22 protein-coding genes are annotated in these 20,958 nt (G+C 46.0%); 12 read left to right on the top strand and 10 right to left on the bottom strand.

Translation table 11 applies throughout. The features are described 5' to 3' along the window. Nucleotides 1-82: 82 nt before the first annotated feature. Nucleotides 83-613, bottom strand: a complete 531-nt coding sequence (locus CAFE_RS12520) for a hypothetical protein (RefSeq protein ID WP_128743088.1) — start codon at nucleotides 611-613, stop codon at nucleotides 83-85. Next, nucleotides 613-1,242: a hypothetical protein gene (locus CAFE_RS12525; protein ID WP_156990849.1), complete on the bottom strand. Its 630-nt coding sequence runs from the start codon at nucleotides 1,240-1,242 to the stop codon at nucleotides 613-615. The genes CAFE_RS12520 and CAFE_RS12525 overlap by 1 nt, the downstream gene beginning before the upstream one ends. 424 nt (nucleotides 1,243-1,666) lie before the next feature. On the opposite strand from CAFE_RS12525, the gene CAFE_RS12530 reads away from it, so the two are divergent. Next, a complete protein-coding gene (locus CAFE_RS12530; RefSeq protein WP_156990850.1) occupies nucleotides 1,667-2,119 on the top strand; it encodes a BlaI/MecI/CopY family transcriptional regulator in 453 nt (150 codons plus the stop codon). Between the two features lie 57 nt (nucleotides 2,120-2,176). Here CAFE_RS12530 and istB read toward each other — a convergent pair whose 3' ends face one another. Continuing rightward, nucleotides 2,177-2,932 carry an IS21-like element helper ATPase IstB gene (istB, locus tag CAFE_RS12535; RefSeq protein ID WP_156990851.1) on the bottom strand — a complete coding sequence of 252 codons (756 nt, stop codon included), beginning with the start codon at nucleotides 2,930-2,932 and terminating at the stop codon, nucleotides 2,177-2,179. A 219-nt stretch (nucleotides 2,933-3,151) separates the two neighbouring features. On the opposite strand from istB, the gene CAFE_RS20345 reads away from it, so the two are divergent. After that, nucleotides 3,152-3,283, top strand: coding sequence for a hypothetical protein (locus tag CAFE_RS20345; RefSeq protein WP_267459190.1), 132 nt, complete (start codon nucleotides 3,152-3,154; stop codon nucleotides 3,281-3,283). Between the two features lie 37 nt (nucleotides 3,284-3,320). On the opposite strand, the gene CAFE_RS12545 is transcribed toward CAFE_RS20345, so the two are convergent. From CAFE_RS12545 to CAFE_RS12555, 3 genes are all read right to left on the bottom strand, one after another. Beyond that, complete coding sequence (locus CAFE_RS12545; RefSeq protein WP_156990852.1) at nucleotides 3,321-4,028, bottom strand: DUF1361 domain-containing protein; 708 nt, start codon at nucleotides 4,026-4,028, stop codon at nucleotides 3,321-3,323. 432 nt (nucleotides 4,029-4,460) lie between these two features. After that, nucleotides 4,461-5,243 (bottom strand): response regulator transcription factor, encoded by a 783-nt coding sequence (locus tag CAFE_RS12550; protein ID WP_156990853.1) that lies wholly within the window; start codon nucleotides 5,241-5,243, stop codon nucleotides 4,461-4,463. After that, complete coding sequence (locus tag CAFE_RS12555) at nucleotides 5,236-6,936, bottom strand: sensor histidine kinase (RefSeq protein WP_156990854.1); 1,701 nt, start codon at nucleotides 6,934-6,936, stop codon at nucleotides 5,236-5,238. The genes CAFE_RS12550 and CAFE_RS12555 overlap by 8 nt, the downstream gene beginning before the upstream one ends. A 316-nt stretch (nucleotides 6,937-7,252) precedes the next feature. On the opposite strand from CAFE_RS12555, the gene CAFE_RS12560 reads away from it, so the two are divergent. The 6 genes from CAFE_RS12560 (at nucleotide 7,253) to CAFE_RS12585 (ending at nucleotide 15,164) form a co-directional block, all read left to right on the top strand. Next, complete coding sequence (locus tag CAFE_RS12560) at nucleotides 7,253-8,404, top strand: ABC transporter ATP-binding protein (protein ID WP_156990855.1); 1,152 nt, start codon at nucleotides 7,253-7,255, stop codon at nucleotides 8,402-8,404. Between the two features lies 1 nt (nucleotide 8,405). Further along, nucleotides 8,406-10,058, top strand: coding sequence for an ABC transporter permease (locus CAFE_RS12565; protein ID WP_066646114.1), 1,653 nt, complete (start codon nucleotides 8,406-8,408; stop codon nucleotides 10,056-10,058). Between the two features lie 23 nt (nucleotides 10,059-10,081). Next, entirely contained in the window at nucleotides 10,082-11,167 is a 1,086-nt protein-coding gene (locus tag CAFE_RS12570) for an extracellular solute-binding protein (protein ID WP_156990856.1), read from the top strand. Nucleotides 11,168-11,299: 132 nt separating this feature from the next. Further along, nucleotides 11,300-12,442 (top strand): mannitol-1-phosphate 5-dehydrogenase, encoded by a 1,143-nt coding sequence (locus tag CAFE_RS12575; protein WP_156990857.1) that lies wholly within the window; start codon nucleotides 11,300-11,302, stop codon nucleotides 12,440-12,442. A 225-nt stretch (nucleotides 12,443-12,667) separates the two neighbouring features. Continuing rightward, complete coding sequence (locus CAFE_RS12580) at nucleotides 12,668-13,453, top strand: ABC transporter ATP-binding protein (RefSeq protein WP_156990858.1); 786 nt, start codon at nucleotides 12,668-12,670, stop codon at nucleotides 13,451-13,453. Nucleotides 13,454-13,457: 4 nt separating this feature from the next. Further along, nucleotides 13,458-15,164 carry an ABC transporter permease gene (locus CAFE_RS12585; RefSeq protein ID WP_156990859.1) on the top strand — a complete coding sequence of 569 codons (1,707 nt, stop codon included), beginning with the start codon at nucleotides 13,458-13,460 and terminating at the stop codon, nucleotides 15,162-15,164. Nucleotides 15,165-15,217: 53 nt separating this feature from the next. Here the strand turns inward: CAFE_RS12585 and CAFE_RS12590 are convergent, their stop codons facing one another. The 4 genes from CAFE_RS12590 to CAFE_RS20405 form a co-directional block, all read right to left on the bottom strand. After that, nucleotides 15,218-15,442 (bottom strand): hypothetical protein, encoded by a 225-nt coding sequence (locus CAFE_RS12590; RefSeq protein ID WP_066646128.1) that lies wholly within the window; start codon nucleotides 15,440-15,442, stop codon nucleotides 15,218-15,220. Between the two features lie 254 nt (nucleotides 15,443-15,696). After that, entirely contained in the window at nucleotides 15,697-16,212 is a 516-nt protein-coding gene (locus CAFE_RS12595) for a GNAT family N-acetyltransferase (protein WP_156990860.1), read from the bottom strand. Nucleotides 16,213-16,315: 103 nt separating this feature from the next. Continuing rightward, nucleotides 16,316-17,161 carry an MYG1 family protein gene (locus tag CAFE_RS12600; protein WP_156990861.1) on the bottom strand — a complete coding sequence of 282 codons (846 nt, stop codon included), beginning with the start codon at nucleotides 17,159-17,161 and terminating at the stop codon, nucleotides 16,316-16,318. 329 nt (nucleotides 17,162-17,490) lie between these two features. Continuing rightward, nucleotides 17,491-18,492, bottom strand: a complete 1,002-nt coding sequence (locus CAFE_RS20405; RefSeq protein ID WP_156990862.1) for a tyrosine-type recombinase/integrase — start codon at nucleotides 18,490-18,492, stop codon at nucleotides 17,491-17,493. A 155-nt stretch (nucleotides 18,493-18,647) separates the two neighbouring features. Between CAFE_RS20405 and CAFE_RS12610 the strand changes: the two genes are divergently transcribed. The 4 genes from CAFE_RS12610 (at nucleotide 18,648) to CAFE_RS12625 (ending at nucleotide 20,789) form a co-directional block, all read left to right on the top strand. After that, nucleotides 18,648-19,505 (top strand): hypothetical protein, encoded by an 858-nt coding sequence (locus CAFE_RS12610; protein WP_156990863.1) that lies wholly within the window; start codon nucleotides 18,648-18,650, stop codon nucleotides 19,503-19,505. A 14-nt stretch (nucleotides 19,506-19,519) separates the two neighbouring features. Further along, nucleotides 19,520-19,828, top strand: coding sequence for a hypothetical protein (locus CAFE_RS12615; RefSeq protein ID WP_156990864.1), 309 nt, complete (start codon nucleotides 19,520-19,522; stop codon nucleotides 19,826-19,828). A gap of 49 nt (nucleotides 19,829-19,877) precedes the next feature. Continuing rightward, complete coding sequence (locus CAFE_RS12620; RefSeq protein WP_156990865.1) at nucleotides 19,878-20,168, top strand: hypothetical protein; 291 nt, start codon at nucleotides 19,878-19,880, stop codon at nucleotides 20,166-20,168. 105 nt (nucleotides 20,169-20,273) lie between these two features. Next, nucleotides 20,274-20,789, top strand: a complete 516-nt coding sequence (locus tag CAFE_RS12625) for a DUF6550 family protein (protein WP_156990866.1) — start codon at nucleotides 20,274-20,276, stop codon at nucleotides 20,787-20,789. The last annotated feature ends 169 nt before the right edge of the window (nucleotides 20,790-20,958 follow it).

Consider the following 20,958-nt stretch of genomic DNA (forward strand, 5'->3'; position numbering starts at 1 on the left):
GTGTATCCTGATTACCGCCCTCTGAGGTGATACAAAAGAGAAGCAGAACTGCAGTTAACTCTCCGCGCTTGTTCTGTTGAAATTAGAATTGTCTAAAACAATGTCTCAGAAAAAGCCCTTCATTATGCACCAGATCGGATAATAAATTTGAAATTTCAGAAGATTGATCTAAGCCATATACTACTGTGCTAAAAGATTCAGACTCAATGACGATAAGGATGGATATTTCTCGGAAATAAATAGAAAAGCATCCGTTTTTTCCTATTGTATCAAATAGCAAAGACTCCATTTCATCAATAGAAATTCTTTGATAAGTTTTCTCCGTATTTCGATATTGATCCGTACCGGGAACCTGTTGAGGAAACTCAGACTGTATGACGGTGTAGGGATAGTAACAGATGAATTTCAGTATGATTCGAAAGCATTTTCTTAAATAGTCTTGAAATTCAGTTTTCAGAAAGTACTGTTCCACATCACCATACCATGTGGTAGATTTAGGTATTTGCTCAGGAAAAATATCTACAATATCGCACTGCGGAGATTGTATCATCCCTTCTGTTACTTGATTTATTTGATTAATCGCATCGACATCAATAAGTTCACCTTTATCCACTATTTTCTTAACACCTTTCCGTCTTTGTCCAAAGTAGCTTTTCTTTCTCCACTTGGATTTTTAAGTTTCCATTCGCTCCCACCATGCGAATTATCTCCTGCTCTATCCTTTTCGATAGTCCATCCCCCCTTTTCTTTGTATTTTACTGATTTCCCAGACACTTTCTGATTGAATTTTCCTAAGTCAACGCTGTTTCCTGATCTCAATCGTGATGGGATACTATCAATAACACTCTGAAGAGCGCGTTGTTCTGCAAACCAGTGGGTTACTGTGTTATATAGCCATGTGCCAGCTGTTACAATAACTCCGGCAACTATAATAGCTCCCGTGGCTGTAATAAGCACCTCTCCCACGCCGGGAATAAAATAAGCTCCAGCAGCAATTGCTGCACCGGCGACCGCAGGTCTAATTTGACCTTGCGATACGGGGGTAGCTTTGTCTAGTAACGATATAAATTCGTTTTGGCTATAATAATTCCCATTGATGTAAACTCCCTGTTCCACAATTGTAACAGATGCTGTCTTCCTAGATGACACTTTTGATTCTGCTGCAAAAGCTGATACGCAGGTGGAAAAAACTAATGCCAACGTTAATATGGAACTAATTACCCTTTTGAACTGCTTATTCATATTGTATACCTCTTTCTTTTAAATATCTACGTACTCATCCCTACGAATCATTAGAATATTTAGTAATCTTATACCTTTCCAACCTAAAAGTATGTTTTATTGACGGAAAACAATTTGCTTATCTTCCTGAACGTCAGCAATGCCAAGAACTTCTATTCAATGCGGACAACGGGATAATACAAAACTTATCCCTTGGTTCAGTAGTCCATTGGACTCACCTCTTAACTTCTTAAAATCTTAGTTCAATGCACGCCGCATGTTCGCACATTAAAAATGCTTCGCTTAATAACGATTAATATTTTTTATCAACTGTTATAATAATAGCACAGCCTATATTGACCGTCAACATAAACTGTCAACTATTGACTTTTTAAATTAATCGTTTATAATAGAACACATCAAATTGCAAGGAGAGAATCCCTCCATGAAGAATGAAAAAAAATTTATTAAATTAACCAATAGAGAGCTTCAGATTATGCAAATACTATGGAAATCAGATAAGTCTTTAACTGCCACCGAAATATCTGAACTTACAGGAGATAACAATTTCAGCATTTTTAGCGTGCAAAACACAATTAAATCATTGCTCTCCAAGAAAGTCATAGAGGTATCATCTTATACAAAAGTTTATAAAACAAACGCACGTGAATACAAACCTTTGTTAAGCGCTAATGATTTTGCGACAATGCAGTTTACACATTATTTTGATCCGAGCAAGGAAACTGCAATTCCTCATCTAGTAGCAACCCTGCTTAAACTGGAAAATACGGAAAATGAATCAAACGTTATCGATGAACTTGAAAAAATGTTAAATGACAGAAAAAAAGAAATTGAGAATGAAAAATCGGGTGATTTGTGTTTGTCAACCAGAAAGTAGACCAGGCGCTGACTTAAAAGTATACCACTAACGCCAACCAGAAAGTAGGCCACCTGTTTAAGAATGATGTGCCTTCAGGGTCTGGTCGAGACGGTAAGAATCGCCGTTCATGTCAAGGACATAAGACTTGAACGTGAGCCGATCTACCAGGGCGGCGACCATGGCCGTGTTCTCAAACAGTTCCGTCCACTGTGAAAACGGAAGGTTTGTCGTGACGATGATGCTGCCGCGCTCGCTGCGGTCGGAGACGGCCTTGAACAGCAGCTCCGACTGAAAACGGTCAAAGCGCACATAGCTCATTTCATCTAAAATAAGCAGATCCGCCTGACGGATACGCTTTTCCAACTTGCCCAGGACATAGTTGTCTTTGGCCTCGGTCAGTTCCGTGGACAGCGTTGCCGCATTCTTGAACAGCACGCTCATACCGAGCGCGCAGGCCTTCAGACCGAGCCCGATGGCCATATGGGTTTTGCCGCGGCCGGGATTGCCGATCATGACTACATTCTTTTTCTCAGAGATGAACTTGCAGCTGGCAAGCTCGTTTAAAAACAGTTCGGAAAGATTTCCGTCATAGCGGGACAGGTCCAGCTCGTCCAAGGTTTTTGTGTAGGGAAAGCCCGCGGTTCTCAGCCGTTTCCGGTTCTGGTTTTCCTGACGCTGCGCGGTTTCCGCCTTCATGAGTTCCAACAGCAATTCCTCAAAGCGGGCATCCGGGCGGGCTTTCCGCAGAATATCCGGGTACCTGCCAAAAGTGGGCAGCCTCAACTGTTTCGCATACAGCCGGATCTGTTCCTGTACCGGATCAACGGACATGAGCAATCACCGCCTTCCCGCCGGTAAGCGCGTCATATCTTTTGAGGTCCACCGCACCTTGGCATCCGGTATAAGAAGCGAAGCAATGGAAATCACCATTTTTTTCTTTGTATTCACATAGATTACATTGCCTCCGTCACCCAGAGCCGCATAGCTGTCGCCGTCAAGGATCCACCAAAGATAGCCGTAGGCCAGATTTCCCCATTCGGCGCATCGGCTATGAAGGACTTTCGCATCGAGGCAAAACGGCGCAAGGCCGAGGTCAAGGCCGGGAAAATGGCGGAACGGGATTTCATCGGCTGGCTGCTGGAACAGCGCGGAATTATTGACGAGCTGAAACAGGACGATTGAAAAATCAAAGTCAAGATATACTTGATGAGAAAATATCTCAACTTAATGTATCAATTTTGTTTTTTTGCCGGTAAAAGGCTTTTGCAAAACTCAATATGCACAGTATAAATGCAGCAAATATTCCTACAAAGCCACAGACGAATCTCCACTCATGCCCAGAAAGCTGGAAACCGGTCACTATTCTGATCGGATTAAAAATATTCCACGAGTTGAATCGCAAAAATCGTCCTATATAAATTGCTATTCCACCCAAAATTGAGCATATAAAACGTAATAGTAGATTTTTACCTTTCCCATATTTATTTATGAGGATGTTTTCAAAAATCATTTCTGAATTAATTCCATTCATAATTCCATATAAAATCCCTAAAACAATTATGACTCCTTTTGACCATAATAGAAGATTATCTGAATATATGATCTGAGGCTGTTCAACATAGGGAATACCTTTTACTACTTGAAAAAAAGCATCTCCTGTAAAATGAACAATATCTGTTGCCATATAAAACGTATTGGGCCAGAAAATAATCCAAAGTAATGCCCATAATATCCCAAAACGCTTATGATTACTTAAAGAAGAAACAGTAAATTGTGAAAAAAGCACAGGTAAAAATGATAAAAAGGCATTCCAAACTAACATAATAAAAAGGCCGCCATTATCTGATAAATACCATAGTACAAAATTGCATAGCGAATACAGTATAAAGAAAATTAAATGCGGCCTTGAATGCTGAACTTTTATCATACCGACCTCTCCTTATTTGTTTCATTTTACTACTTAAAAAATATATAGTAAAGAGGTCAGAGGATCATAAATCCCTACAATGTGACGGTGAATTTGACGGTTACCTTATGTCCAAGGATCCGGATACGGTTAAAATTCTGCTGCCGTGGAACGCCCCGGAAAACTGTAAAGCCGGCTGTTCCCCTAAAAACTGAACTTTCGCCCCGACTTGAAGATTCACAAGTCGGGGCCTTTTCGGCTGTCTGTCGTCAAGGTACCATTAGGTTTGACGCTTACGAAACAACCTCAAAAATAAGAGAATGCGCCTTGGAACGGCTTTTATAAGCCAGATTCAGGCGCATTTTTTGTGCATAATTTTTGGATAAATATATTTTGCACAGCCCCTTCTTATTTACATCCTGTTTTCCGACCGGCTGGCGAGTTGATTTGACTTCATAAACCGCCGATTTCTGTCAAATATTCCTTAGGGCTGCAACCAATATATTTTTTAAATACCGTCCCAAAGTATTTATAATCTCCGATTCCACACTCCCAAGCCACTTCCGATATTGTGCCGTGTCTGTTCTGCAGCAGTTTAAGCGCCTTTTGAATTCGGTAACGGTTTAAATATTCAATGAACGTGATTCCAGTGGCTTCTTTGAATCGTTTGTTCAACAAAGTTTCGCTGTAACTTAATTGCTTTACCACATCCTGCAAAATAATTTTTTCACGGTAATGCGCCGCAATATAATCCAGCATCCGCTGCGCCACTTCATCGCTGCCTGCGGCTTCCCGTCCCTCCTTTAGCAAATTAAAATGCTTCCATTCCTCTTTGCTGAACTGCTTGTTCACATAAGCACGCCGCACTTCGCATTCCTTTTGTGCCCGCAGGATCGCGTCCTTTAGTTCCTCTATTTTCAGCGGCTTTAAAAGGTACCCCATTGCTCCGCAACAGATAGCCTGCTGTGCATACTCAAAGTTGGAATAACCTGAAAGGATGATTGCGATGTAATCGTATTTCTCGTAAGTCTGCCGGATCATTTCCAGACCATCCATAACGGGCATATTGACGTCCACAATCAGAATGTCGGGCTGGTGTTCCCGAATTTTCTCAATTCCTTCAACACCGTTGCGAACCTCATCGATGACGGAGCAGTCCATCTGCGCCCATGGTATGGAAAAAACCAGGCCCTTCCGAATGATATCTTCGTCTTCGGCAATCAAAATTTTATACATGGTCCCTCCCGCCCGGCTGTATCACTTTCAGAATCACCTCAAAGCTGTAACCCTGATGGTTTACAATATGAATTCCGCTTTCTTCTCCGTAGCGGAGAAAAAGTCGTCTTGAAATATTGTGAAGCCCGTAGGACTTTTCCGGGAAATATGCTTTTCCAAGGGAATTGTTTAGGGATGACGCATCTTCTTCCGGCATCCCGAAGCCGTCATCTTTTACAGACAGCACAAGCATGTTCCCCTCCATATGGCCACGGATTTCAATTTTTATATTCATCTTTTTCCTGAAGCCGTATTTAATGCTGTTTTCAATAATGGGCTGGAGTACAAGCTTCGGGATGTTGCTTCTGTCGCAGTCTGCGTCAATATTGACCGTACAGCTCAGTCTGTCCCCAAAGCGGCACTTCTGGATGTCGAGATAATCGCGGATATACTGCATGTCTTCTTCCAGCAGGACATCCTCCCGGCTTTTGTCAATGCTGTACCGCAGAATCTGCGTCAGCTGCACGATCAGTTTTTCAGCCCGCTCGCCGTCAAACAGGGCAAGGTTTCGGATAATCTCAAGCGTATTGTAAAGAAAATGAGGGTTCATTTGAGCCGTGAGCTGGCTCATTTCAATGGTATTTTTCAACTGTAACAGCTCGGTGTTCCGGCCGTGCAGATCCCGGATGCTGTCCAGCATGGAATTGATCTGCACGGCGACTTCATTGAACTCGTCCTGCGTATCCATACAAATGCGGTGCGCCTGGTCTTCCTTCTGGATAATGCGGATCTCACTGAGAAGCTGCCCAATTCGCATTGCATTGTTTTTTGCCATGGAGCCGGCCATCCAGTTTGCCAGCAGGTACCAGCTGATGCCCATGATGGTGATGACGAATAGGCCGATGAGAAGCGCGGAGTTCTTAGGGTAATAAACCAGAGAAAAGATTTTCACCTTATACTCCGGCAGCGACTCCGATTTCATCCAGAATCTCTCGTCGTTGTAATAGCAAATGCCGTTTTCCTGTCCGTAGAATTTGTTGCTGGAACCGATCAACTTCGGCTTACTGGCATATATGACGTTGTTCTTGTCATCCGTGATGGCTCCGTCGTAATTGTAGTTCAGCAGATAGAAGTTCCAGTCGTCACCGGAAAGATACAGGCTAACATACCCAAGGACAGCTCCGTCCGAATAAACAGGCATGACGAAAATGTAGTCCGAATAATTGCCGCTGTCGTAATAAACGGCGTTGTAGATCTGGCCAGGCTTCAGCTCTTTTGCATTGTGGCATATGGCAGCATTGTAGTTCACCCGGTAATCCGACAGCACCCCCTGCTCGTATGAAGAGTAAACCACACGCCCTTGATAATTGGAAAGAATTACCTCATTTTTCACGCTGCATTTTCCGTTAAATTCCTGAAACCAGTAGTTCAGGTCAGCGAAATCTCCATGATCCCGCAGAGCTTTTTCACTCAGGGTAATCGTCTGTTTATCGAACAGGAAATCCCTGTTTTTCTGATATAGCGAAATGTAGACCTTTTTCAGCATCTGCAGGTTATCCGACGCATTTGTGCTGTTCGCACCGAGTGTAACGGCATATAAACCGACAAGAAAAAGCGCTATGCCCACCGCCAGAAGAAGCAGTATTTTTTTTGCCACCATCCTTCGCAGGTGCTGTTCAAAAATTCCCGTGGCCATTTTTTCATTCCATTTCATATGAAACCCCCGCCGGTTCCACGCCGCGTTCGCAGACCCACCCCGCAGTGCGGAAGAGAATCTTCTTTCCCGAGCAAACGCGTCTTTCTCATACATATTAGCCTGTTTTTGTGCCTTAAGTCAAGCGTTTCTATGCAAACAAACAATTGTTTCCCAGGCGCGGCGAGAAATAGCAGGAACGACCCGCTCTCAAACGTGTTGTATTTTCGCTTTTTATTCGGGATATTGGGTATCGGAAATTCAGCAGTATCACTATAATAATTTTATAGAGGTCCAAAAATATGGATTATTTTTAGTGGAATCAAGGAGAAGCGATATGAGCGTAGGAATTTCAATCAAGCACGCGGTTAAGCGGTATGGTCAGAACACCGTGATTCCCGATCTGTCATTGGAAATTCAGAACGGCAAGTTGTTTACGCTGCTCGGCCCATCCGGCTGCGGCAAGACCACGCTGCTCCGTATGATTGCGGGGTTCAACAGCATTGAGGGCGGCACCTTTTCTTTTAATGACAGGATCATCAACGATATGGACCCCGGCAAACGGAACATCGGCATGGTCTTTCAGAATTACGCGATTTTCCCGAACATGAGCGTGCGCAAAAACGTTGAGTTTGGCCTGAAGCACCGCAGCCTTTCCAAAGAGGAAATCAAGCAGGAAACGGACCGCTTTCTGAATTTGGTTCACGTGGACCAGTATGCGGACCGCATGCCGGATCGCCTCTCCGGCGGGCAGCAGCAGCGCGTGGCCCTTGCCCGTGCTCTCGTCATTAAACCCGACGTGCTGCTGATGGATGAACCGCTGTCGAATTTGGACGCAAAGCTCCGGGTAGAAATGCGTACGGTAATCAAAAACATTCAGCGGGACGTCGGCATTACCACCGTTTATGTGACGCACGACCAGGAGGAAGCAATGGCCATCTCCGATGAAATCGCCATTATGAAGGCCGGTGTGATCCATCACTGCGGCAAGCCAAAGGACATCTACCAGCGGCCGGCCGACCTCTTTGTCGCAACGTTCATCGGGAAATCAAACCTGCTGAAGGCAAAGCTGTTCGTCACCAACGGACGCTGCAGAGTAGAATTCCTGAATGGCTATGAGGCGGAGTTTAGCAATATTCGCAAAGAAGAGCACAGGGAGCGGGAAGCCACCGTTTCCGCCCGCCCGGAGGAACTGCTTGTGCATTTCGGAGAGAGCGCGCAGCCGAAGGATGGAATCCGGGGAATAGTCAGCGACAGCATGTTTCTCGGGCTCAACACCCACTATTTCGTGGATTTGGAAACCGGAGAAAAGGTGGAAATCATCCAGGAATCCAGAATCGATTCCATCTTGCCCCCGGGCAGCCCCGTACTGCTGACGCTGAACACGATGAAAGCCAACGTCTTCGACGCGGACAGCACGCTGAGCCTGATGGATGGAGTCGAAAATGTGGCGGGGCCTGCCGCTTCCGATCAGGCCGGGAGGAATTGATATGGGGAATCTGAAAAAAAAGGCGGACGTCTGGACCGCCATATCGTTTCTCCTGCTGGCGCTATTCCTCATTTTTCTCCTATTTCCAATTACGCAGCTGCTGAAGGAATCCGTTTATACGAACGGTGCATTTTCAATGGATGCGTTCCAGAAGTTTTTTCACCAGCGCTATTATTATGAAACCATCGGGCACAGTACGAAGATTGCCCTCAGTGTGACAGTCGTCACCCTGCTGCTTGGCATTCCGTTTTCCTATTTCTATTCGTTCTATCAGCTCCGTGGAAAAAAGATCATTTTCGTGCTCTGTCTGCTGTGCACCATGTCGGCTCCGTTCATCGGCGCTTACGCATGGATCCTGCTGTTGGGGAACTCCGGCCTCATTACCCAGATGCTCCGGTCCATCGGAATCACGGGCATTACCATTTACGGTGAAAAAGGAATTGTTTTTGTGCAGTCGCTCAACCTGTTTCCGCTTGTGGTGATCTATATGAACGGGGCTTTCAAGGATATCGACAATTCCCTGATGGAAGCGGCCGAAAGCATGAACTGCAAAGGTGTGGAGCGGTTTTTCCGGGTCGTCATGACGCTGACCATGCCGACCATTCTGGCTGCGGCCATGCTGGTTTTCATGAGGTCCTTTGCGGATTTCGGCACCCCTATTCTGATTGGACGCGGGTATGTGACCTTCCCGGTACTGATCTATAACCAGTACCTCGGCGAAAACGGTGCGGACTACCATTTTGCCGCGGCGATCAGCGTGATCGCCGTTCTGATCACCGCACTGATCTTCCTGCTGCAAAAATATGCGACCAGCCGCTTCAAATTCACCATCAACGCGCTTCATCCCATGGAGCCACAAAAGCCCAAAAGGATTTCCGGCATCCTGATGAATCTGTTCTGCTACCTGCCCATCGCGGTCGCGCTTCTTCCACAGCTTTACATCATCAACATGTCATTCCGAAACTACAACAACAGCGTGCTGCGGCCGGGCTATTCCCTCGTGAACTATCAGAAGGCGCTTGATAAATCCCTCGTGCTTTCCATCTGCAATTCGCTGATCATCAGCTTCGCAACCCTAGCTGTCATTGTGCTAATCGCCGTGCTGATCGCCTACCTGGTCGTTCGCAGAAGCAACGTATTGAATCACGCAATCGACACCGTTTCCATGTTGCCATATATTATGCCGGGCGCCGTTATCGGCATCGCGATGATCATCGCATTCAGCAAGAAGCCATTCCCCTTGACCGGCACACTGGTCATTATGGTCATCGCGCTGGCCATCAGGAGGATGCCGTTTACCAGTCGTTCGGCAACGGCAGCCATGATGAAGGTGCCTATCAGCACGGAAGAGGCCGCCATCAGCTTAGGCGCATCGAAGCTAAGCGCGTTTGCCCACGTTACGGTTCCGATGATGTCGAACGGCATTATTGCAGGCGCAGTGCTGAGCTGGGTCTCCATCATCACGGAAATGTCCTCCGGCATCATCCTGTATAACAACAACACCATCACACTGACGATTGGGACTTATGAATCCATTACGGCGGGCATTTTCGGTGTCGCAGCTGTTTTCGCAACCATCACAACGGTCTTTACCATCATATGTCTGTTTATATATCTTAGATTCGCTAAGTCGGACGATGATGTGAAGCTATAAAACAAAAAAAGGAGAAAGTACAAATGAAAAGGTTATTGTCAGTCTTACTCGCAGCAGCAATCGGCATTTCCACAACGGCCTGCAGTTCCGGCGGCGGCGCGGCATCGTCTTCGGCATCCGCCCAGACATCTTCTGCGGAAGATCAGCGTCCTTACTACGTACGCGACTCGGATAAAGTGACGGGCACAATCACCGTCTACACCACCATGGAAGAGACCCAGCAGGTGGTTCTGAAAGAGCTTTGGAGCAAATATTACCCGAAATGTGAAATGAAGATCCAGGCCGACTCCGTCGGAACGCTTGCAACAAAAATCCGCGGCGATCAGTCCAGCAACGCCGATGTCGTCATCGGCGGGCTCTTTCAGGCCGACGGCGACACCTACCACGATATTCTGCAGAAATACACGGCGGCCTGCGACAAGGAACAGGCGTATCATGACTCGAACGGATACTACACCTATTACGATGTGCAGCTGATGTGTCTGGTTGTCAATCCGTCGCTGCGCGACCAGCTTGGAATCAAGATTGAAGGATATGAGGACCTGCTGAACCCGAAGCTCAAGGGCAAAATCATTCTGGCAGACCCGAACGCTTCTTCTTCCGGCTGGCGTCAGCTTCAGACCATTCTTACGGTTATGGGCGACAAATTCAACGACGACAAGTCCTGGGATTACATCAAGAAACTCATCCCTATGTCTTTCAGCACCACGTCCTCCAAGGACGTTTACAATCTGGTCAGTAACGGTGAATATGTCGCAGGCCTGTCCTACGAATCCAGCGTCAAGGCCATGATAAAAGACGGAGCCCCCATTGAATGCGTTTATATGAAGGAAGGCAATACGGCGATGGCCGGCGGTGCCGCGATCGTAAAAAGCGCAAAGAATCTCGAAGCCGCACAGTCGATGATGGATCTGCTTTCTTCCTCGGAATTCCAATCCTTAAGAGCCAAGGAATCTTCCGGGCGCGGTTCCAACTCTCTGTGCAACCTAAGCGACCTGCCCGCCGCAAAAACGTTGAACGTGAAGGAACTGGACTTTGATTACCTCGCGAAAAACAAGGAATCCATCTGCAAAAATTGGAACGACCTTTGGGCACAGCTCAATAAATGATTTTGTGAAAAGAGGCAGAAACAGCAGGACGGATTCCGGCGGAATCCGTCCTCTCTTTTTAGCTCCGGTCACGCCCGGAGGATTAGAAAAAAATTCGCGCCGCGCGGCAGCCGGCACGGAAAAGGAGTTATTATGGAAGCTGTTCATTTTGGAGCTGGCAACATCGGTCGGGGCTTTATCGGCTACCTGCTAACAAAGTCGGGGTATCACGTCACCTTTGCCGATATTTCCGCTCCGCTGGTGGAAGACCTGAATCAGTTCGGCCGCTATCATGTCGAAACACTTGGCTCTGTACGAAAGCAGGAAGAAATTTCAGGGATCTGCGCCATACGGACCGACGATGTCGAAACGCTGGAACGGTCCGTCATCCGCGCCGACTTGATTACATTATCCATCGGAGCAAACCACCTGGAACAGGCGGGAAAGGCTCTGCGCCCCCTGCTTATGGCGCGCAAGGAGAAAAACGGTGCCGCGCGGCTCGATATTATCGCCTGCGAAAACGCCCTCTGTGCGACCGACATACTCTGTAAAGCCTTGAAAGAACCGGAGGACGACGAGTTTAACGCCTATTTAAGCGAAACCGTCGGATTTCCCAACTGCGCGGTTGACCGCATCGTCCCCAATGCGGCCATGCAGAAGGAACTGCCGGTAGACGTCGTGGTGGAGGACTTCTTCGAATGGGACATTGAAAGCGGAAAAGTACGCCGAAACAGGGAAATCGCCAATGTGAACTATGTTGAAAATCTGGCGCCATATCTGGAAAGAAAACTGTTTATGCTCAACGGCGCTCATGCCGCCGTCGCCTATTTGGGCTGCCGGAGAGGGTACCGATTTGTACATGAAGCCATACTGGATCAAAGCATTTTGAAAGAAGTTCACGGCTTCCACAGAGAAGCTCTTGCGGCCCTTAGCAAAAAGCACGGTTTGAGCGTGGAAGATTTGACGAAATACGCCGATCAGCTGGTGCGCCGTTTCCAGAACTCTTATCTTCAGGACGAGCTCTGCCGCGTCGGAAGGGACCCTATTCGCAAGCTGTCTAACCGCGAGCGTCTGGTTTCTCCCCTTCTTCTCTGCGAAAAGTACCGCCTGCCGGACAACTCCATCCTAAAAGCCATTGCCGCGGGTTATACATTCGATAGAAAAGAGGACGCCGCATCCGTAGAAATGCAGAAATGCATTTCCAACCTGGGAATTGAAGGCGCTGTCCATAAAATTTCTGGCCTTGATGAAAAACTGGCGGAAAGGGTTGCAAAGCTATATCTCCTGCTTCAATAAACCTGCCGGATAAGGACGCAGGTAAGTGCCAATTCGGGGAATGCGAAACCGCTTGAAAGACCGGGAATAAGGAGCCCTTTCAGGGACGCGGGAACGGCAGGCGGCCGTACATATTTTCATACGTGATTGAAAGCCGCGGAAATATAAGATATAATGAATTTGAGATAGAATTATAATTTCGTATTCTCTGTACTGACAAAGTAGAAAAAAGCGGGAGTGAAAGCTATGAACCCGACAGGCGAACCCGTGGTTTCCATCAGGGATCTAAGGATGAGCTACGGCAGCAAAGAGGTGCTCAGGGGGATCAACCTCGAAATTCAAAGAGGGCAGGTTATCGGCTACATCGGACCCAACGGAGCGGGCAAGAGCACAACGGTCAAAATTCTTCTTGGCATCCTCGATGGGTATCAGGGCGAGGTGAAGGTTTTCGGGGAAGATATCTCCTCCGGCAGCATCGAATACAAAAAGAGGATCGGCTACGTGCCCGAAACGGCCGATGTTTATGAGAGTCTCACCGCGCAGGAATATCTCACTTTCGTCGGCGAGCTGTGCGGCATGGATCATGACGCCGCCGACGGCAAGGCAAAGCGGCTGATGTCGCTGTTCAGCATCGGCGAAGGCTACAGCGCGCGAATATCCTCTTTTTCGAAGGGCATGAAGCAGAAGCTTCTGATCATCGCGAGCCTTTTGCACAATCCGGATATCCTTTTTTTCGATGAGCCCCTGAGCGGACTCGACGCCAACAGCGTGATGGTGTTCAAGGAGGTCCTGTCGGAGCTTTCCGCGCAGGGAAAGACGATTTTCTACTCCTCGCACATCATGGAGGTGGTCGAAAAGATCAGTGACAGGATCATCATTCTAAACGGCGGCCGGATCATGGCTGACGGCACCTTCGACGAGCTTAAGGAACAGTGCAGCGAGGGCTCGTTAGAGGAAATCTTTAACCAGCTTACCGGCTTTGACCAATACAGGGATATTGCCAATGAGTTTATCTCCGTTTTAAAGGAGTGACTGGATGAGGACGATTCATAGGCTCGAGCCCCATGGCACGGAAAAAATGAAGGATTTCAGGTCGCTTAAATTTCTAGACAGGATGCGGCCGGTTTTCGAAGCCTTCGGGGTCGAATATCCCGTGATGCGCAAAATCATCCGGATCAAGCTGGTGATGGACGGCCGCAGGGTGCCTACCGTCATAGGCAGCGGGCGGAGCGAAGAGGAGGGCAGCAGCTCCTACCGATCATCGCTGCTGGCCTACGGGCTTATCGGACTGTTTATCGGGTTGATGATGATCGTGCCGATGCCGCTGTTTTTACAGATGAACATCGTTTTGGGCATGCTGCTGTTTATGATCATGACTACGATGATCTCGGATTTTTCTTCGGTGCTGCTGGATCTGAAGGATAAAAGCATCCTGCTCACCCGGCCGGTAAATTTACGCACGCTCAATGCGGCGAAGCTTGTGCATATTGTCATCTACCTGCTGAGCATAACGGCCGCGATGTCCGGAGTTTCGCTCGTCGCGGGCCTTATCCGCCACGGAGTATGGTTTTTCCTGCTGTTTTTGTTTGAGCTGATATTGATCTGCGGGTTTGTGATTTTGTTCACCTCGATCTTATATTTTATAATCCTGCATTTCTTCAGCGGCGAGAAGCTCAAGGACATCATCAATTATTTTCAGATAGCCCTTTCTGTCTTCATGACCGTGGGTTATCAGCTGATAGGGAGGCTCTTTGATTTCAAAGATTTGCATTTCACCCCTCTGTGGTGGAATTTTCTGCTGCCCTCGGCGTGGTTTGCCGCGCCTTTCAGCCTGCTGGTGGATCATGACTTTAATATCTATTATTTTCTGCTCACCGCGGCGGGCATCGTCATCTCGGTCGCGGCGATTATCCTCTATCTCAAGGTCGCGGCGCCCGTCTTCGAAAAGAATCTACAGAAGCTCAACAACAGCGCAGAGCGGGGGCACGCGATGAAAAAGCACTCGCTGCAGCAAACCGTCTCGAACGTCATTTGCCGCAGCAGGCTTGAGAGGGTATTTTTCACTTTTTCGGCGCGGATGCTTAAAAACGAGCGGAAGCTCAAACTTAGGCTTTATCCGAACATCACGTTTGCAATGATATTTCCTTTCATCTTCCTATTGAACTTTTTGAGCGGCGGGCGGTCGTTCGCACAAGCGCTGGCAGAAATAAAAGGCGGCGACTACTTTTTGTTTCTGTATCTTTCGGCGATGCTGCTCGCGCCTATGATCGTGATGCTTGGCATGAGCGAAAATTACAAGGGTTCCTGGATTTACAGAGTTATGCCCATCGGCAGTCCCGGAGAGATTCTAAAGGGTGCAGCCAAAGCCTTTATCTATAAATATATATTCCCGGTCTTCTTTTTTGCCGGCCTTATTTTCACTGCGATCTATGGGGTCGAAATCATTCCCGACATTATTTTGATTTTTCTCAACACGTTGATTTTGATGCTCTTGATCAGTGGATTTTCAAAAAAGGAACTGCCTTTCTGCAAGGATTTTCAATATACACAAAACGGCAGCAACCTTGGCCTTATGATACTGTCTATGGCTTTAAGCGGGGCGTTTGCGGGCGTGCATTTTATGCTGCTGCGGTTTTTCAGCCCCGGAATCTATCTCTTCATCGCGCTGTCGATCGGGCTCATTTTAATTTTGTGGCATACTGCTTTTAAAGTCACATGGCGGGAAATCGCGGGAAACGCCTGAAAAGCGAATGCTACCATAACAAGCAGTGGCCGTCCCAAACGGGACGGCCACTTTTATTCCTGCTCAAACATCGCGAAAACTTCGTCAACGGACTTTCCGCTTTCCTGAATTTTTTGATAGAGCATTTCAACCTCAGATTTCTTTTTCTGTTCCAGCAGATCTTTCTTCTGAGCTTTGAGTTCATTGAGCTTATCCTGGTGGGTTAAAATCTGTGCATCAATCTTTTCGATTTGCTCGTTAAAAGATTCCACTGCGGTTTTCTTTTTTCCACGTGGCATTGCAAACGCCTCCCTCATTTATTTCTTTCAGTATATCATCGTAAGAAATAAATGCAATTATTCATCAGGGCAAATCCATCAAATATTTTTTCAATCCGGTTGCATGATGAAGAATTCTCTGTGGCGGCACATTATTTATTCAAAAGAACAATGTTTTATGATTACGCCTCGGCATTCTAGAAATACTCAGGCCTTGCCAGTTTTGCAAAGTTTAGTCAAGCTCGAGTTTGCTTACGGGAGGCTTTTTATCCAACTCAATCCGGCTTCCTGCGGATAGCATAATAGCAGCAATGCCTTGTTTCATTATGATAGCATATATCTTCCTCTCTCTCGATTCGTGTCATACCGCATTTTTTCATTACACAAATGCTTGCTTTATTATTTACAAAAGCGCCCGAAACAATCTCAACAAAGCCTTTCTGAAACAAGTGTTCAATCGATGCCTTTAACGCTTCCGTCGCATATCCTCTGTTGTGATAATCGGGATGAATTACATATCCAAGTTCGATTCTGCCAGCTACAATTTCGACATCGTTGAGAAAGCCAATCAGTTGTTGTCCAACATAAACTCCTCGCTCATAATGATCCTCTGAATGGGAAAACTGTTGAAGCTTTTTGAACATGGATATAACTTCGGTTCTCCTATGGAAATCTGGAATCATAAATGTTTCTTTGATTTTTTCGTTAGTCAATAATTCTATCATTGACTCTTGATCGCAATCACTATACGGCTTTAGAACCAGCCTTTTTGTTTCAATTATATCGCTCATGAAGAGTTCCTCAATTTTATTTTTGTTTCGTCCGATAATAAATGAATTAGACTATATCGGAAGTTCAATCGCAGAGTTGAACTATGTGCAACAGAATATCACATTATAAATCTCGCGCAAGTTTGCAGGCCTTTATAATATCCTCTAAGCAATCCGCAGAGATAAGGAAGCCGCCCTTATGGCAAAACGTTAATGTTGGGATTCCCGAAATTCGCTGCAGCTCATCTTCTGGTTTACCCGCCCATTCCTTAGGAAAATCGCATTTTGATTCTTTTGTATCGAAATCTACTGGAATTACCTGCGCGCTGTATCCGCCCCTCTGAGAGGGATATACCACAAATTCCGCATCCGATGGTATCAGCACCATTTTCCACGGTGCAAACCTAGGCAAGATTACGATGTTGTCTTTTGAATTGGCAAGTGCGGCTTCAACAATTTCTTTTGCTTTTTGGCTACTCATGATACAATCAAATTCTCTATTCAGAATAATAGCGGCCAGGTCAACCGCTTTTGAAAAACAGAAATCCTGAGATTCGTCAGAGTCCCAGTTTGGATTGAATCGTGAGATCATGTCGGCCAGCTGATTTCCGCTTCCGGTGTTATCATTCTCATCCAGAGGCTGGATGAACTTCTCATCGAAGTGTGCCGCTTCTTTCTTTGTTTGTTCCTCAGAGAGGCATTTGCTTAATATGCTTTCCCCGAATTCACGCCATAACAAGCCAAAGGCTGCATAAGGTACACCGTTTTCACGTACCTCCGCTCCCTCCTGATGATGGTCATATTTCCCGGCTCCAATGTCAAACACAATCCCATGAAAACCGTCGGGTATCTGGAAAGTACGTACAATATCGATCTGTGGATTTAAAATTTTTAGTAGTGCAGCTGAAAACACGTCATCAGCATGAAATTTTCCGCCATGCGTTATAGCGATATTTTCCTGTTTTATCATTTTATTCTCATCCCTCTATTTTAAGCCGCCTGTTTTCTCATGGGATTTTGCGGCATGATAGTATTTACACTCTTTCAACATGACTTTGACGCCGCGCGGGCGAAGAAAAGACGAGTAGTTTGTTCTCGGGTTTCGGGAAATCCCTCCTGTTTGAAACGCCTCGTTTTATCCCCGGTCCCCCAAGCCGGATGGTTCCAACCCGGTCGCATAACAAAAAAGCCTCCGGATATACCGGAGACCCTTCTTCTATGGTCGAGGTGACTGGATTCGAACCAGCGGCCTCTACGTCCCGAATCTAAAATTTGGGACGTTGTCTCTCATCCGCTCGTTTATTTAAATAGCTTACTCACATAGGTATCCAGTTTATCAACAGAACGAATCATTGTTTCCTCTTGTAAATGGGTATAAATATCCAGTGTAGTTTTAATATCTGCGTGTCCTAACAATTTTGAGGCAGTTAAAACGTCAACTCCAGACGCGTATAATAACGTAGCATAAGTGTGCCGCAACATATGCGGCGTGATTTTTTCAATCATTTTTGGAACTCCATGTGGATTATATTTGCTGCGACTATTGTCTTGAAAATCACCAAATGTCGCGTTTAAATCACATTGGAAACTTTGCCACGCCCTTTTCCATGATGATTCTGTATGCATTGAACCATCAATTTTGCAACAAACATATTTGCTGATTGCTGTCTTTTTCGCGTTCAATAGTTCAATCGCCAAATCAAGAGTAATATTGACAATTCTGGTCTTTGAATTTTTTGTTCCAGGCTTTTCCACAAAATTATTTCCAATTTTTTCAACTGATTTGTTAACAGAAATTGTTAGATTGTCGAAATCAATATCATTCCATGTCAGCGGAATCAATTCTCCACGCCTCAGCCCCGCAAACATCATAATGAGCGCCCCTAAGCGCATCCGATGCGGCATTTTTATGATCCAAATTTGCTCTTTTCGTGTAAGCGCTCTTCGATGTGTCTGAGGTGCCCGTTTAGGTATCTGCCGCCCTCTGGCGGGGTTTTTTTCTATGATTTCATTTTCCATAGCATAGTCAAAAACAGAAGCAGCAATGTTTCTCATATCTTTAAGGGTCTGTTTTGCGGTTGGCCTTTTCGTATGAGGATTTTTCTGAGCGTATTCAATAATAATGTTATCTATATCAATCGGCTTAATATGACCTATTGGCTGAGTTCCAATAAACCTATTAATATTTTTGAGATGATTTTTTGCAGTCAGTGAATATGACCTTGAAAAATTGAGTTGCTGCTTTCTAAACCAAAGTTCGCCCCAATATTTAAATGATTCTGAATCTATTCCTTTTTCCATTTGTAAGACCCTTTCACTAAGTATATTAGTTCGTGCGCGCGCATTCGATAATTTATAATATAGCACAATATTCCATAATTGCATACAAGATTTTCAAAGTCATCCTCCGGGATGGCTTTTTATTATGCCTGAAATTAAAAAAGGAGTTGACAAGGATGAAAAAACTTACCATGTCAAGAGCGCGCCAGTTGATTGAACGTGAACTAGGAATCAAGGCAAAAGAACTCACTGCTCCGGAAAGCATGAACGGGAATCCTGAGTTTCCCTGGTATGAGCTACACCTTGGAAACCAAACCGTTACGGTATCCACCTCAGGGTACGGGGGATATTCAAAAGGGTATGAATTAATCAATCTTTCGGTTACGCATGAAAACAGTTTATTCTATGTGAGTGAGTATTTTTATTCTGACACGATGGAATACTGCGATGAATACACTCAAAAAGTAAAATACGATGTCCTATGCGAAAAGATGGATATTCCTGATACCGATCCGAAATACAAACGTCTTGCCGCAGATGCATCCGACGCCGTATTCCGGCATTACCATCAACCGAAGCAAAGAGTGGAGCAAAAAAATGAAGCAGACCAACCGAGCGGCATATTTAAGATACGGTTTTTCGGCCCGGGCGGTGTGTATTTTAATGATACCAAACCCTTCGACGCTCCTTCTTTGGCAGAGTTCATCCGTATCGCCAAAGAGAAAGTCTTAAAAGAACATGTGACCACTCCTTGGGGTCATCAATCTGAAATAAAAATGGCGGGTTTCTCTGTCTTCGAGTGGCATAGCAAAAGTGAATATTGGGTTATCTATGCACCCAACAGAAAAGAAATGACCTACGATACTGGCCTAAGGTGGGACGGGCGGTTCCACGAAGAGTACGAACGAGACATATTTACAGATAAGTGCAGTGGCATCGATGACCTAAAAGATCGTTTAGAAAAGGCAAACGTGAAAACACCCGAAAAGTCTACCAGTGGATCCGGAAAGCACCGCTCCGGTCTGATGCTGTAGGAGGTTTTATGATCATGAAAGCAGATGAATTTCAAAAAGCATTTGCTCTTGCCTGCCGCTTTCTTTCCGACTCAATCGGTTGCCCAAAAATCTATGCCGAGGGTGTAGACATTCCTGACTGTATTCTTGACGGAGAAAATTGTGAGAGGGAGAACCAATGGGAGTGCTGGCAAAGCTATTTCCTAGACCGTGTTTCTAATGAGCAGGTTTGCCGGATCTGCGGCTGCACTCAGGAAAGTGCCTGCCCCGGCGGCTGTTGGTGGGTAGAGGATGATCTTTGCAGCTCATGCAGTGAAAATATAAATTCACAATCAACTTCTTGATTTATTTGTCAGGGGAGATTATAATGAAATGCACACGGGAGGTATGAACATGGAAAATGAGGAAATGCTCGCCGCGATTAAGGAAATGTTTGCCGAAGAACGCAAAATTACAGATGCGAAAATCGAGGCTACTCAGAAAGACACAATTCAGCAAGTGAAAGCTCTTTTAGAAAACGGCGTCGAAAAGCAGATCCGGCTTCTGGCGGAAGGACACGCGCAGATCCTTGCCCGGTTGCCTGACGCGGAAGAGCAGGGAGAGATCAAATCCCGTGTCACGACGTTGGAACATGTCGCTGCAGACCATACACGACAGCTTGATGAGCTGAGAAAAGCACAGTAATGCCAATTTACATATAATTCTAGCAGTCGGGATACCGGCTGCTTTTTTGATGAATTCTTGACAAGCATTTTCAAAAGAGTTAAGGTAATGATCGGAGGGAATATTATGAAATTAACCTACGGAACCAAAAGAGTTCTTTTTATAGCAGGGCTAGCCGTTATCTGTGTCGGTGCTGTTTCCCTGGTTGTTCAGCATACGGCCAGCGCCGACGGTGCGCAGCAGGTATCCAGCAGCGAATCCAGTGCGGAAATTATCCTCGGAACCCCGAACCCGATCTCCGTGCCGCCGATCAGTTCTGAGGAAAGCGGAACCAGTTCCGCTTTTGTGCCGTCTTCCGGAGCGAAAGCAAGTGCGCCGCTGACCACTGTTTCAAAACCCACGTCCGCGCCGCCGGCACCGACGCCGCCCGCCAGCTCAGAGCTGACGAATAAAGCGAAGAAGCCAACCTATTCCAGCAAACCGACCGCTTCATCGAAGAAAAGCACATCATCAGTAACCAGTAAAGCTCCTGCCGGAAAATCCTATATGCCGGGTTTTGGCTATGTTGATGGAACCGGTGGTGGGCAAGGCACAAAAGATGACTCTATGTATGAAAACGGAGTAAAAGTTGGAATCATGTAATCTTTAGTTGAAAGTGACTAACACGTAACGTGACCTGAAATGCCCGAAACTGCTGGCATAAAGCATATTTTAGAGTCTGTGTTGCAGATAAAATAGTGACATAGCCGCACTTATTCATAAGATGATTTTACGCAGCGCCTCAAGCGTTTTTTATGGTACGATGGGACAA

Origin of the sequence: Caproicibacter fermentans (assembly GCF_009746625.1) — a bacterium.
Taxonomy (GTDB): domain Bacteria; phylum Bacillota; class Clostridia; order Oscillospirales; family Acutalibacteraceae; genus Caproicibacter; species Caproicibacter fermentans.

Coding starts and splice junctions, on each gene's coding strand:
- CAFE_RS12615 (WP_156990864.1), top strand. CDS start 19,520: ATGAAAGCAGATGAATTTCAAAAAGCATTTGCTCTTGCCTGCCGCTTT.
- CAFE_RS20345 (WP_267459190.1), top strand. CDS start 3,152: ATGAAGGACTTTCGCATCGAGGCAAAACGGCGCAAGGCCGAGGTCAAG.
- CAFE_RS12545 (WP_156990852.1), bottom strand. CDS start 4,028: ATGATAAAAGTTCAGCATTCAAGGCCGCATTTAATTTTCTTTATACTG.
- istB (WP_156990851.1), bottom strand. CDS start 2,932: ATGTCCGTTGATCCGGTACAGGAACAGATCCGGCTGTATGCGAAACAG.
- CAFE_RS12530 (WP_156990850.1), top strand. CDS start 1,667: ATGAAGAATGAAAAAAAATTTATTAAATTAACCAATAGAGAGCTTCAG.
- CAFE_RS12555 (WP_156990854.1), bottom strand. CDS start 6,936: ATGAAATGGAATGAAAAAATGGCCACGGGAATTTTTGAACAGCACCTG.
- CAFE_RS12620 (WP_156990865.1), top strand. CDS start 19,878: ATGGAAAATGAGGAAATGCTCGCCGCGATTAAGGAAATGTTTGCCGAA.
- CAFE_RS12570 (WP_156990856.1), top strand. CDS start 10,082: ATGAAAAGGTTATTGTCAGTCTTACTCGCAGCAGCAATCGGCATTTCC.
- CAFE_RS12525 (WP_156990849.1), bottom strand. CDS start 1,242: ATGAATAAGCAGTTCAAAAGGGTAATTAGTTCCATATTAACGTTGGCA.
- CAFE_RS12550 (WP_156990853.1), bottom strand. CDS start 5,243: ATGTATAAAATTTTGATTGCCGAAGACGAAGATATCATTCGGAAGGGC.
- CAFE_RS12580 (WP_156990858.1), top strand. CDS start 12,668: ATGAACCCGACAGGCGAACCCGTGGTTTCCATCAGGGATCTAAGGATG.
- CAFE_RS12595 (WP_156990860.1), bottom strand. CDS start 16,212: ATGAGCGATATAATTGAAACAAAAAGGCTGGTTCTAAAGCCGTATAGT.
- CAFE_RS12575 (WP_156990857.1), top strand. CDS start 11,300: ATGGAAGCTGTTCATTTTGGAGCTGGCAACATCGGTCGGGGCTTTATC.
- CAFE_RS20405 (WP_156990862.1), bottom strand. CDS start 18,492: ATGGAAAAAGGAATAGATTCAGAATCATTTAAATATTGGGGCGAACTT.
- CAFE_RS12560 (WP_156990855.1), top strand. CDS start 7,253: ATGAGCGTAGGAATTTCAATCAAGCACGCGGTTAAGCGGTATGGTCAG.
- CAFE_RS12565 (WP_066646114.1), top strand. CDS start 8,406: ATGGGGAATCTGAAAAAAAAGGCGGACGTCTGGACCGCCATATCGTTT.
- CAFE_RS12585 (WP_156990859.1), top strand. CDS start 13,458: ATGAGGACGATTCATAGGCTCGAGCCCCATGGCACGGAAAAAATGAAG.
- CAFE_RS12610 (WP_156990863.1), top strand. CDS start 18,648: ATGAAAAAACTTACCATGTCAAGAGCGCGCCAGTTGATTGAACGTGAA.
- CAFE_RS12590 (WP_066646128.1), bottom strand. CDS start 15,442: ATGCCACGTGGAAAAAAGAAAACCGCAGTGGAATCTTTTAACGAGCAA.
- CAFE_RS12600 (WP_156990861.1), bottom strand. CDS start 17,161: ATGATAAAACAGGAAAATATCGCTATAACGCATGGCGGAAAATTTCAT.
- CAFE_RS12625 (WP_156990866.1), top strand. CDS start 20,274: ATGAAATTAACCTACGGAACCAAAAGAGTTCTTTTTATAGCAGGGCTA.